This is a genomic window from Candidatus Pelagibacter sp. HIMB109, from assembly GCF_052048155.1.
Lineage (GTDB): Bacteria > Pseudomonadota > Alphaproteobacteria > Pelagibacterales > Pelagibacteraceae > HIMB114.
In genome coordinates this window covers 125,115-137,486 of sequence record NZ_JBNAIK010000002.1, presented here as the reverse complement: position 1 = coordinate 137,486, position 12,372 = coordinate 125,115, and the positions used below count along the sequence as shown (strand labels likewise).

Here is a 12,372-nt window from a genome sequence, read left to right as displayed (position 1 = left end):
TTTTTTCAATATATATATAAAAAGTTGAAAATGAGTAATCTTAAATTTTTAGTATTAGAGGGCGATGGAATTGGTCCTGAAATTGCAAAAGCATCAGTTGATGTATTACAAGCAGCACTAAAACTATATGATTTAAAAGTTAATCTCGTATATGAAGAAATAGGTTTTGCTTCTTTGAAAAAACACAAAACAACTTTTAGAAGTGAGGTTTTAAAAATAGCAGAAAAATGTGACGGTATGATTTTAGGTACCTGTTCTCACAATGATTATCCTCCGACTGAGGAAGGCGGTTTGAACCCATCAGGGGTAATCAGAAAATATTTTGATTTATATGCAAATGTAAGACCAGCAAAAAATAGACTGGGAAAATTAGAAAGATTTCCAATGGGTATTGATTGCTTAGTAATGAGAGAAAATACAGAGGGATTTTATTCAGACCGTAATATGTTTAAAGGGGTAGGGGAATTAATGCCAACACCTGATGTAGCGATTTCCATTAGAAATATCACCAGAAAAGGCTCAACTAGAGTTGCAGAAATTGGGTTTAAGTACGCAATGGAAAGAAGGAAAAAATTAGTAGCAATCCATAAAGCAAATGTACTTCGCTATAGTGATGGTTTATTTTTAGAGTGCGCAAGGCAGGTCTCTAAAAAATATCCTGAGGTAGAGTATAAAGAGCAAATTGTAGACTCAATGTCTGCAATGTTAATTAGAGATCCTTCTGTCTTTGATGTTATTTTAGCTACAAATTTATTTGGAGACAATCTTTCCGATGCAGCTTCTGAAATAGCTGGAGGCCTTGGTTTAGCAGAATCGATAAATGCAGGTGAAAATTATTGTATTGCCCAAGCCCAGCACGGATCAGCTCCTGATATTGCAGGTAAAAATATTGCAAATCCAGTATCATTAATTGGATCTACTGCAATGATGTTAGACTGGTTGGGTAAGAAAAATAATAATCAACAATTAAAAGAAATTGCGCAAATGATCGAAGATGCAATTGATAAAACTATAATCAATCCAAAGACAAGAACATCAGATATTGGTGGAAATTTATCAACTACTGATTTTACAGATGTATTAATTTCTAATTTAAAAAAATAATTTTTAATTTTAATTTTTTGGCTTGAACTTTAGCGCTTTACCGTTGTTACAAAACCTTTTACCAGTTGGCTCTGGACCATCATCAAATATATGCCCATGATGACTACCACATTTTGCACAATGATACTCTGTTCTAGGATAGCCTACGTGATGATCTGTTTTAGTTTCAAATACCTCTGGTTTACTTTCAAAGAAAGATGGCCATCCACTCCCGCTTTCATATTTTTTCTCAGAATCAAACAATAAAGTATCACATCCGGCACAATGATATGTCCCTGTCCTTTTTTCAGAATTTAATTTACTACTACCTGGAGGTTCAGTTCCTTCTTCGCGCATAATCAGAAACTGTTCTTGATCTAAAATTTTTCTCCATTCTTCAATATTTTTATTTTTAAAATCTGACATCGATTTCAAAATAGATGAATGATTTCATATTGTAAAATAATTTTTCTCTTTCAAATAAAATAAATTATATTAAATACTCACCCATGATCAAATATGATGTCATCGTCGTTGGAGCAGGTAATGCCGCACTATCATCTGCGCTGGCAGCAAAAGATAATGGTGCAAAAAACATTCTAGTATTAGAAAAAGCTTCACAAAAAGAACGTGGCGGAAATAGTAGATATACTAATGGAGCATATAGATTTGCCTATAATGGATTTTCAGATTTAAAAAAAATTATTCCAAGTTTAAAAAATTCAAACAGTATAGATTATGGGAAATATACTGTGAGTGACTTTTTAAAAGATATGAAAAAAGTAACTGACGGTAAAACTGATAAAGTATTGTCAAAAACATTGACCTCAAAAAGTTTTGAAACAATTCATTGGCTAAGTAAAAAAGGTTTGAAGTTTAAACCAATAGAAGGTCGACAGTCTTTTAAAATAAATGGAGTAATGAAATATTGGGGTGGCTTAACATTAGAAGTTAATGGTCAAGGTGAAAAACTAGTGGATTCATTATTGAAAATTACAAAAAAAAACGGAATCAAAATTCAATATGATTCAGCGGCCACTGATTTAATTTACGAAGATAATCAAATTAAAGGTGTAGAAGTATTATATAAAAACAAACCTCAAAAAATTTATGCCCAGTCAGTTGTATTAGCTTGTGGAGGTTTCGAGTCCAGCTCGGAAATGAGAACACGATATTTAGGACCAGGCTGGGAAATGGCTAAAGTTAGAGGAACAAAGCACAACACCGGAGATGGTTTAACTATGGCTTTAAAAGTAGGAGCTTCTCCTTACGGAAATTGGTCAGGCTGTCATGCGGTATTTCACGATATGAATGGACCTGAGTTTAGTGATTTAAAAATAAGTAATAAGTATAGAAAAATTAGTTACCCTTGGGGGATTGTTTTAAATGCAAATGGAGAAAGATTTGTTGATGAGGGTGAAGACTTTAGAAATTATACTTACGCTAAATTTGGAAGAGAGGTCATAAAACAACCAAATCAGATTGGTTGGCAAATCTTTGATCAAAAAGTCAGACACATGCTGTATCCAGAATATGATGTAAAATCTGCAACTATGGTTAAAGCTAAAACAGTTGAAGAATTAGTAAAAAAACTTTCAGGAGTTAACAGCGCTAAAGCTTTACAGACAATCAAAGAATATAATGAGTCTGTTAGAGACGATATTAAGTATGATCCAACAATTAAAGATGGAAGATGTACGGAAGGATTAAAAGTAAATAAAACAAATTGGGCAAATAAAATAGATCAAGCTCCTTTTTATGCGTACGGCGTTACATGTGGTATTACATTCACATTTGGTGGCTTAAGAGTAAATAATAAGTGCCAAGTATTAAATAAAGTCATGAAACCTATTAAAGGTCTTTATGCTGCTGGAGAGATGATAGGTGGAATTTTCTATTTTAATTATCCAGGCGGAAGCGGTTTAACCTCAGGAGCTGTATTTGGTAAGATTGCAGGACAATCTGCAGCAAGAGTTTAAATAGGACTCTTAATTTTGTACTGACTAGCTAGTTTTTTTAATTCAATTACTGTTTCTTTAGATAAATTAATACCTGATCTTTTTAATCTCATTTCGTCAAGATACTCTGGCTCACCAGGATGTAAAATTTTTTTAAAACCTTTAGCTTTTTTTAGTTGTTTAACTTGTTTAATTCCATATTCAATTTTTTTAATAAAACTTTTATGAGATTGAAAAAGATTTGTTCGCATGCAAATCATTAGATGCCCTACATTTGCTGGACCAGAAAAATCATTAATTGCATTTTTAACTTTTCCACTATGATTAGCGCCAGTAAATATACCTGCAACAATATCCATCATCCAAGATAATCCCGCACCTTTCATACCACCAAATGGCAACATAATACCTTCAAATGCTTTTTGCCCATCATTTGTTGGTTTGCCAAATTTATCTAAAGCATAACCGAATGGGATTTTAATATTATTTTGAGCTGCAAATTTTAATTTTCCTCTTGCAACTGATGATGAAGCCATATCTAAAATAAATGGTTTATTTTTATTTTTTGTAGGACAACCAAATGCAAATGGACTTGTTCCAAAAAAAGGTGCCATAGCACCGTGAGGTGGAAGCGCTTTAGATGCATTAGTAAAAACCCAGGATATACAATTATTTTTAGCAGCAAATTCTAAATAATTAGCAGCCATTCCAAAATGATTACTATTGCTTATTCCTACTAAACCAATTCCATTTTTTTTAGCAAGCTGGACACATTTTTTCATTCCTTCATTTGCAGAAATAAATCCGAGTCCGTTATCACCATTTAAATGAAATGCACTTTGTGAAATTTTTTTAAATTTTAATTTTGGTTTTGTGTTAGCGGCATTTTTATTTAATCTTTGAATGTACACTGGAAGTCTTACAATACCGTGAGACCACACCCCTCGCTCATCTGCTCTTACCAACATTTTAGATACAACTTTTGCGTTAGCAGAGCTCAATCCTATTTTTTTTAATATTGCTTCAGTAAATGATTTCAGCTTTGAATTTAATATTTTTTGCATTGCATTATCAAATTACATTTTTGACTGTTGTTTTGCATTGTGAAATTTGTTTATTAATCCTTATTATTAGATTTAATAATAACAAACTTAACACAGGGGAATATATAATGTTAAATAAATTAATCGCTACATTAGTTGCTTCTGTCATGATGATTTCTTCTGCTTTTGCAGTGGATTATTCTGGCAAAACAGTAACAATGTGGATTCCATTTAAAGCCGGCGGTGGATCTGATACTTGGGCAAGAGCTTTAGCTCCAATCTTAAGTAAAAGTTTACCTGGTAATCCTTCAGTTGTAGTAAAAAACGTAACTGAAGGAAAAGCAATCGGTGCTTCAAACAAATATTTTGCTGAACACGGTAAAGACAAAGACGGTATTGTAGTATTTGGTACTTCAGGATCTGTACAATTACCTTTTATCTTTAAAGATAAAAGAGTTAGATACAGATACAAAGATATGTATCCAGTATTTGCAAGTGGTACTGGTGGAGTTGTTTACGTAAGAAGCGATTCTGGAGTTAAAGATATCATAAAAGATTTTAATAAAATAAAATCTTCTAAGTTAGTATATGGATCTCAAGGTAAAACATCTTTAGATGCAGTTCCAATTTTAGCTTTTGATATGTTAGGTATGGATACGAAAGTTGTTTACGGAATGAAAGGTAGAAAAGGCGGAAGAGCTGCTATCCTTAGAGGCGAAACAACAATTGATTATCAAACAACTGCTTCATATTTAAAACACGTAAAACCATTAGTTGGAAAAGGTGAAATGGTGCCTTTAATGACTTGGGGTGCTTTAAAGGATGGAAAAGTAGTTAGAGATCCTAATTTTCCAAATTTACCATCATTCCCAGAGGTATACGAAAAGGTTACTGGTAAAAAATTTAAAGGTACTGAAGCTAAAGCTTGGACTGCAATGTTTACAGCAGGATTTGCAACACAAAAATATATCATGTTGCCAAAATCTGCAAAAAGCAGTGTGAAAAAAGCTTGGACTAAAGCTGCAGCAAATATTGTTAATGATCCTTCAGCAATGAAAGTAATTAACAAGAAGCTTGGAAAATACGACCAAGTTACAGGTAAAGCATTGAAGCCAGCTCTTAAAAAAGCAACTTCAATTGACTCTGCTTCAAACAAGTTTTTACAAGCTTGGAAAGCTAAGAAGTAATTTCTAAATATTAGAGGGGCAATTATTTGCCCCTCTAAATCATATGAATCAAAACTCTGATATAGTTTTAAAAGATCATAAAATCTTTTTTGTAGGTGGTGTAGATTTTAAAAAAAATAATAAGATTTTTAAAAGAGGACAAATGTATGTTGAAGCCTTTAAGCCAAAAAATTCAAATGGAAAAAAAATTATTTTAATTCACGGTGGTGGCCAATCAGGTGCAGGATTTATTTCAACTGCTGATGGTCGAAGAGGTTGGTTACATAATTTTTTAGATAAAGGCTATGAAGTTTACATAGTTGATCAACCAGGTAGAGCAAGATCTGGTTATTCAGAAAATTTATATGGCAAATACTTGGAAAGGGAAACAAATTTAGATGATGCTGAAAGACGCTTTACAGCAATGGCTGTAAAAGGAAATTGGCCTCAAGCAAAGACACATACACAGTGGCCTAGTAATGGCCTTAGAGGAGACCAGGTTTTTGAACAGTACATGGCCTCACAAGTAAATACGATGGCTGATAGAATTGATATTGAAGAAATGTCTAAAATTGCATTGTCAGACTTAATCGATCAGATAGGCGATACGGTAGTTTTGGGTCATAGCCAAGGAGGACCATTTTGCTGGCTTGCTGCTGATGTTAGGCCGAAACAAGTAAAAGCATGTGTTGCCGTAGAACCTAACGGTCCACCTTTTTTTAATGTGTCTTATGGAGGTATTCAACATTCGCACTTAGATAAACAAACTTTTAAAAAGAATGATTTTGATAAAGATTGGTACCAAACTAGTTCAGAACCAGATAGACCAAATGGTATAACCTATTCTGCATTAACATATGATCCACCACTCAAACAAGGTGAAAAATTAATACCAGAGATTGATACTCAAAAAACGCCAGATAATTTAGTACAATGTTTTTTGCAAAAAGAACCTGCAAGAAAACTAGTAAATTTATCTAAAACCAAAATCTTAATTTTAACTGCAGAGTCTTCATATCATGCACCATACGACCATGGGACCAGTAATTTTTTAAAACAAGCCGGTGTTAATCATGATTTTATACGATTAGAAGATCATAAAATAAAAGGTAATGGTCATATGATGATGCATGAAAAAAATAGTAATGAGGTATCTAATTTTATTATGAATTGGCTTGATAAAAATTATGGATAAAAAATTTGATAGAATTATTTTAAAAATAAGGTTTATATCCACATCAACTTATTCTAAATTAAATGATTGAATCTCTCTTAAGTGCACTTGTTACAGTTTTATCAGGTCAATCTTTTTTCTTTTTAATATTAGGTGTCGTTATTGGATTAATTGTTGGTGTCATACCAGGATTTGGTGGAACAGTGGGCTTGTCTTTATTGCTTCCATTTGTTTTTGGAATGGAACCAATTTCAGGAATTGCAATGATGATGGGTTTACTTTCGGTTGTAGCCACCTCTGATACATTTCCTGCCGTATTAATTGGTGTGCCAGGTTCTGTATCTGCACAAGCTACTGTAATGGATGGTTTTCCACTTGCGAAAAAAGGACAAGCGGCTCGTGCTTTATCCGCAGCTTTTTTTGCTTCATTATTTGGCGGTTTATTTGGGGCAACACTACTAACAATGATTATTCAAATCGCTAAACCTATAATATTGGCATTTGGAACTGGTGAGATGCTGATGCTTGCGATTTTTGGAATTTCAATTGTAGGAACTCTTACAGGTTCAAGTATTGCAAAAGGTTTAGTAGCTGCATGCCTTGGTTTAATTATAGGAGCGATTGGTATTGCTCCTGCTACTTCAGAATATAGATTGGATATGAGTACATTCTTAGATGTTCATAATCCTGTTGTTTCATATTTAAGTGGTGGGATACATTTGATGGTAATTGCAATATCAATTTTTGCTGTTCCTGAAATAGTTGAATTATTAAGAACAAATAAACCAGTCAGCGAAAAAGCAAGTTTAGAAAAAACTGGATGGGCACAAGGTTTTAAAGATTTTTTAGCAAATAAGTTTTTGGTTTTAAGATGTTCGTTTATTGGAAGTTTAATTGGGATGATACCAGGCATTGGTGGTTCATGCATTGATTGGATAAGTTATAGTCATGCGAAAACAACTGTAAAAGATGCTGATAATTTTGGAAAAGGAGATATCAGAGGTGTTATCGGTCCAGAATCTAGCTCTAATTCAAAAGAAGGTGGAGCATTAATACCAACATTATTATTTGGAATCCCGGGCTCTGGTGGAACAGCGGTATTAATGGGCGGGTTAATTTTACTTGGCGTTGATCCTGGAATACAGTTAATTGAAACAAAATTAGACCTTGTTTACACAATAATTTGGTCTTTAGCAGTCGCAAATATTTTTGGTGCAATTATTTGCGCAACATTGGCTAAACCAATTTCAAATCTAACAACTATTAATTTTACTTTATTAGCTCCTTTTTTAATTTCTCTAATTTTGTTTGCTATTTTTAACTCTACAAGGTCTTGGGGAGATTTGATTTTTGCTCTTATGATTGGAGTAATAGCTGTGTTTATGAAGAGATTTGATTACTCAAGAGTAGCGTTAATGATTGGGTTTGTTTTGAGCGATGGAATTGAAACAAATTTATATCAAACTATGCAGTTTTATACTTTTGGAGAATTGATAACTCGTCCAATATTTATAGTCTTGATAATTATTGCGCTATTATCAATTTACTCAGGAATTGTTGTGATTAAAAAATCTAGACAAATCAAAGGTGATGAGGTTTCGGCATTTAATTTCTCAAAAACTCCGCAGTGGATCTTTGTTATCCTTATGATGCTTATTTCAATTGGAACATTTTTAGCAACTAAAAACTTAGAATATTTAGGCATGGTTTATCCAGTCTCTGTTTCAGTAATAATGTTTGTTTTATCATTTGTCATTGCAGTTCAAATGTACTTTTCAAATGAATATTCTTCAGTTTTATTTGACAACGAGCAAAGTCTTTTAAAACAAAAAGATCTTAGACCTTTTTGGTTACCTATATTTTGGTTTATCTCACCCCTATTATTATCAATATTTATTGGCTTTTATATTTCTATAGGATTGTTTGTAATAATATTCTTAATTAAGATAGCTAAAGTTAATTTAAGAAAATCTATAATTGGAGGTATTGGGGTATGGATTGTCCTAGCGTTAATTTCACATTTTATGGTAATGGATTTTCCTCCAGGAATAATTCAAAGTTTTATAGAATTACCTTGGCCAATTAACTAAATTATGACTGATCAAATTAAAATTCCGTGTTTGTTTATGAGAGGTGGAACCTCAAGAGGTCCATATCTTTTAAAATCCGATTTACCAGAAGATTTAAATCAAAGAGATAAAATTTTATTAGCTATCATGGGATCACCTGATGTTAGGCAAATTGATGGAATAGGCGGAGCTGATCCAGTAAAAAGTAAAGTCGCCATATTATCAAAATCAGATGAAGAAGGTGTTGATGTGAATTATCATTTTGCGCAGGTTAAAATAGATGAACCGATTGTAGATACAAAGCCATCTTGCGGAAATATGTTAATTGGAGTTGGACCAGCTTCTATTGAAAGAGGCTTAGTTAAAGCAATCAATGGTGAAACAAAAGTAACAATTCGTGATGTAAATACTGGAATGAAAATAGAAGAAATTGTTCAGACACCAGGTGGAGAGGTTTCTTATGACGGTGATTTTAAAATTGATGGAGTTCCAAACTCTGGAACACCTGTTGAAATTAGATTTTTAGATTCAATTGGATCTAAAACAAAAAAACTTTTCCCCACTGGAAACAAAATAGATAAAATTAATGGGAAAGAATGTTCGCTCGTTGATGCTGCTATGCCAGTAGTTTTTTTCAGAGCAACAGATTTTGGCGTCACTGGAAATGAAAGTCACTTGGAATTAAATCAAAATCAAAACTTAATTGATGAAATGGGTAAAATAAGAATAGAACTTGGAAAACGAATTGGATTTGGAGATGTAAGTAAATCTGTGATTCCAAAAGTAGCTTTAGTGTCAAAACCAGATAAAGGTTCTATTAAATCAAGATATTTTATGCCATGGAGCTGTCATAACGGATATGCTATCACAGGATCAATTTGTTTAATGGCTGCCTCAAAATCAAGAGGCACTATTTGTTCTGAGTTTTATTCAGATTATTCTGATAAAGGTTCATTTGAAATTGAACATCCAACAGGTATTTCAAAACTAAATTTAGAAATTGATTATAAAGGTGATGAAATTGTAAATTTAGTTGCTGGAACAACTAGGCACGCTAGACTAATCATGTCTGGAGACGTGCACGTTCAAAAAAGTAAGTTAAAATAACAATAAAGTTAAATCATAGGTTGTTGGTAGATGTTTATGCCACAGGGTAATTACTGCTCTAATTCTTGATTTTATTGTCTTATTTCAATATTTAGCTGTTCATGAAAAGTTTAGATAGTTTTAAGTCTTTATCAGACTTGCAAGTTGGTTCCAAAAAATTCAAATATTACAATCTTAAAAAAGCAGCACGAAATGGTTTAGATGGTACTGAAAAATTACCAAAATCATTAAAAGTTGTTTTAGAAAACCTTTTAAGATTTGAAGATGATCTATCAGTTAATAAAGATCAAATTTTAGCTTTAAAAGAATGGCTAAAAAATAAGAAGTCGCCACAAGAAATAGCATACAGGCCCGCAAGAGTTTTATTACAAGACTTTACTGGTATTCCTGCGGTAGCAGATTTAGCTGCAATGAGAGAAATAGTAAAAGAAAAAAACAAAGACCCTAATAAGATTAATCCATTATCACCAGTTGATCTAGTAATTGATCATTCAGTTCAAGTTGATATCAATGGATCTAAAGATGCGCTTCAAAAAAATGTTGAAAAAGAATTTGAGAGAAATGGTGAGAGATATTCTTTTTTAAAATGGGGACAGCAAGCTTTTAATAATTTAAGAATCGTCCCTCCAGGAACTGGAATTTGTCACCAGGTTAATCTTGAATTTTTATCAAAGGTAGTTTGGACAGCAGATGTAAATGGAGAAACATATGCTTATCCAGATACACTAGTTGGAACAGACAGTCATACAACAATGGTTAATGGATTATCTGTTTTAGGTTGGGGCGTAGGTGGTATTGAAGCTGAAGCAGGAATGTTAGGACAACCTATATCAATGTTACTTCCTGAAGTTATTGGATTTGAAGTTAAGGGAAAATTACCTGAAGGTACAACTGCGACTGACTTAGTTTTAACAGTTGTTAAAATTTTAAGAGACAAAGGAGTTGTAGGAAAGTTTGTTGAATTTTATGGAGAAGGCTTAAAGAATCTTACATTAGCAGATAGAGCTACGATTGGAAATATGGCCCCTGAGTATGGAGCAACTTGTGGCTTCTTCCCAATTGATGATGAGACAATAAAATATTTAGAATTATCTGGTAGAGATAATGAAACGATTGAACTTGTAAAACTTTATGCAAAAGAACAAGGTTTGTGGGCTGATGATAATACAGTTTATACTGATACGGTATCTCTTGATATGTCAACTGTGGTTCCAACAATATCTGGACCTAAAAGACCACAAGATAAAGTATTGCTAACAGAAGCTGCGGCTACGTTTAAAAATGTTTTAAAAGATATTTCAAAAAGAGATAACCCTAAGTCTGTTAAAGTTGAAAACAATGATTTCGAACTTGAAGATGGAAAAATCGTTATTGCAGCAATTACGTCTTGTACCAACACATCAAATCCAAGTGTTTTAGTTGGCGCTGGAATAGTTGCAAAAAAAGCAGCAGAGTTAGGATTAAAATCTAAGCCTTGGGTCAGAACTTCATTAGCTCCAGGTTCTCAAGTTGTTACGGACTACTTAAACAAAGCGGGCCTTACTCCTTATTTGGATGAATTAGGATTTAATACTGTTGGTTATGGTTGCACGACTTGTATTGGTAATTCTGGTCCATTACCGGATGAGATTAATAATGCAATTTTAGATAATGATTTATTAGCTGTTTCAGTTTTATCTGGAAATAGAAACTTTGAAGGTCGTATTAGTCCAGTGGTCAAAGCTAACTTTTTAGCATCACCACCACTTGTTGTAGCTTATGCAATTGCAGGATCAATGAATGTTGATTTATACAAAGATCCAATTGGACAAGACAAAGATGGAAAAGATGTATTCCTAAAAGATATATGGCCAACAAATAAAGAAATTGAAGATACCCTAATGTCTTGCTTGGATGCCAATATGTTCAAATCTAGATATTCAAAAGTTTCAGAAGGCCCTAAAGAATGGCAATCAATTACTTCAGAAGAATCGAGTATTTATTCATGGGACCCAGGTTCAACTTATGTAAAAAAACCACCATTTTTTGATGGTATGCCAGATGAACCAGAAGGTTTTAAAGAAATTAAAGACGCAAGACCATTATTAATTCTAGGAGATATGATTACAACTGATCATATATCACCCGCAGGATCTATTCCAAAAGATAGCCCAACAGGTAATTATTTTATGGAACATCAGATTCTTCAAAAAGATTTTAACTCCTATGGAGCAAGAAGAGGAAATCATGAAGTGATGATGAGAGGAACTTTTGGAAATATACGAATTAAAAATGAAATGGCTCCAGGTACTGAAGGAGGATTTACTAAAATTTATCCTGAAGGAAAAGATGTAACGGTTTTTGATGCAGTCATGGAATATAAAAAAAGAGGAACACCACTAGTTGTTGTTGGTGGAAAACTTTATGGAACAGGATCTTCAAGAGACTGGGCTGCAAAAGGTACTCAATTAGTAGGAGTTAAAGTTGTTATTGCTGAAAGTTTTGAAAGAATTCATAGATCAAATTTAGTTGGAATGGGAGTTTTACCGTTACAATTTAAAGAAGGCATGGATAGAAAAAGTTTAAAATTAGTTGGATCAGAATTGATTACAGTTATTGATGTGGAGAAAGGTTTAAAACCTCTTCAAGATGTTAAAGTTGAAATCAAATATGCTGATGGAACTGCAAAAACTATAGATACGACTTGTAGAATTGATACGGATAATGAAGTTTTATATTACATTAATGGTGGAATTCTTCAGTATGTTTTAAGAAACATGCTACAATAGCATG

9 protein-coding genes are annotated in these 12,372 nt (G+C 32.9%); 7 read left to right on the top strand and 2 right to left on the bottom strand.

Features of this window, described 5'->3' with window-relative positions:
* Positions 1 to 30 precede the first annotated feature (30 nt).
* Positions 31 to 1,104: an isocitrate/isopropylmalate dehydrogenase family protein gene (locus tag ACTTAQ_RS02400; RefSeq protein ID WP_440695228.1), complete on the top strand. Its 1,074-nt coding sequence runs from the start codon at positions 31 to 33 to the stop codon at positions 1,102 to 1,104.
* 9 nt (positions 1,105 to 1,113) lie between these two features.
* On the opposite strand, the gene msrB is transcribed toward ACTTAQ_RS02400, so the two are convergent.
* The gene (msrB, locus tag ACTTAQ_RS02395) at positions 1,114 to 1,509 is read right to left on the bottom strand and encodes a peptide-methionine (R)-S-oxide reductase MsrB (RefSeq protein ID WP_440695226.1); all 396 of its coding nucleotides are present in this window, start codon (positions 1,507 to 1,509) and stop codon (positions 1,114 to 1,116) included.
* A gap of 83 nt (positions 1,510 to 1,592) precedes the next feature.
* Here msrB and tcuA point away from each other — a divergent pair, with 83 nt between their 5' ends.
* Complete coding sequence (gene tcuA, locus ACTTAQ_RS02390; protein WP_440695224.1) at positions 1,593 to 3,062, top strand: FAD-dependent tricarballylate dehydrogenase TcuA; 1,470 nt, start codon at positions 1,593 to 1,595, stop codon at positions 3,060 to 3,062.
* Here the strand turns inward: tcuA and ACTTAQ_RS02385 are convergent.
* Positions 3,059 to 4,105, bottom strand: a complete 1,047-nt coding sequence (locus ACTTAQ_RS02385) for an Ldh family oxidoreductase (protein ID WP_440695222.1) — start codon at positions 4,103 to 4,105, stop codon at positions 3,059 to 3,061. The genes tcuA and ACTTAQ_RS02385 overlap by 4 nt on opposite strands.
* A 107-nt stretch (positions 4,106 to 4,212) precedes the next feature.
* On the opposite strand from ACTTAQ_RS02385, the gene ACTTAQ_RS02380 reads away from it, so the two are divergent.
* From ACTTAQ_RS02380 to acnA, 5 genes are all read left to right on the top strand, one after another.
* Positions 4,213 to 5,271 (top strand): transporter, encoded by a 1,059-nt coding sequence (locus ACTTAQ_RS02380; RefSeq protein ID WP_440695220.1) that lies wholly within the window; start codon positions 4,213 to 4,215, stop codon positions 5,269 to 5,271.
* 43 nt (positions 5,272 to 5,314) lie between these two features.
* Complete coding sequence (locus tag ACTTAQ_RS02375; RefSeq protein ID WP_440695218.1) at positions 5,315 to 6,445, top strand: alpha/beta hydrolase; 1,131 nt, start codon at positions 5,315 to 5,317, stop codon at positions 6,443 to 6,445.
* Between the two features lie 62 nt (positions 6,446 to 6,507).
* Positions 6,508 to 8,514 carry a tripartite tricarboxylate transporter permease gene (locus tag ACTTAQ_RS02370; protein WP_440695216.1) on the top strand — a complete coding sequence of 669 codons (2,007 nt, stop codon included), beginning with the start codon at positions 6,508 to 6,510 and terminating at the stop codon, positions 8,512 to 8,514.
* Between the two features lie 3 nt (positions 8,515 to 8,517).
* Complete coding sequence (locus ACTTAQ_RS02365; RefSeq protein ID WP_440695214.1) at positions 8,518 to 9,600, top strand: 2-methylaconitate cis-trans isomerase PrpF family protein; 1,083 nt, start codon at positions 8,518 to 8,520, stop codon at positions 9,598 to 9,600.
* A gap of 101 nt (positions 9,601 to 9,701) precedes the next feature.
* Positions 9,702 to 12,368 (top strand): aconitate hydratase AcnA, encoded by a 2,667-nt coding sequence (acnA, locus tag ACTTAQ_RS02360; protein ID WP_440695212.1) that lies wholly within the window; start codon positions 9,702 to 9,704, stop codon positions 12,366 to 12,368.
* The last annotated feature ends 4 nt before the right edge of the window (positions 12,369 to 12,372 follow it).

What these genes read in the sequence shown, in the direction of transcription:
- ACTTAQ_RS02380 (WP_440695220.1), top strand. Translation starts at nt 4,213, where the DNA reads ATGTTAAATAAATTAATCGCTACATTAGTTGCTTCTGTCATGATGATT.
- ACTTAQ_RS02400 (WP_440695228.1), top strand. Translation starts at nt 31, where the DNA reads ATGAGTAATCTTAAATTTTTAGTATTAGAGGGCGATGGAATTGGTCCT.
- ACTTAQ_RS02365 (WP_440695214.1), top strand. Translation starts at nt 8,518, where the DNA reads ATGACTGATCAAATTAAAATTCCGTGTTTGTTTATGAGAGGTGGAACC.
- ACTTAQ_RS02385 (WP_440695222.1), bottom strand. Translation starts at nt 4,105, where the DNA reads ATGCAAAAAATATTAAATTCAAAGCTGAAATCATTTACTGAAGCAATA.
- ACTTAQ_RS02375 (WP_440695218.1), top strand. Translation starts at nt 5,315, where the DNA reads ATGAATCAAAACTCTGATATAGTTTTAAAAGATCATAAAATCTTTTTT.
- acnA (WP_440695212.1), top strand. Translation starts at nt 9,702, where the DNA reads ATGAAAAGTTTAGATAGTTTTAAGTCTTTATCAGACTTGCAAGTTGGT.
- tcuA (WP_440695224.1), top strand. Translation starts at nt 1,593, where the DNA reads ATGATCAAATATGATGTCATCGTCGTTGGAGCAGGTAATGCCGCACTA.
- ACTTAQ_RS02370 (WP_440695216.1), top strand. Translation starts at nt 6,508, where the DNA reads ATGATTGAATCTCTCTTAAGTGCACTTGTTACAGTTTTATCAGGTCAA.
- msrB (WP_440695226.1), bottom strand. Translation starts at nt 1,509, where the DNA reads ATGTCAGATTTTAAAAATAAAAATATTGAAGAATGGAGAAAAATTTTA.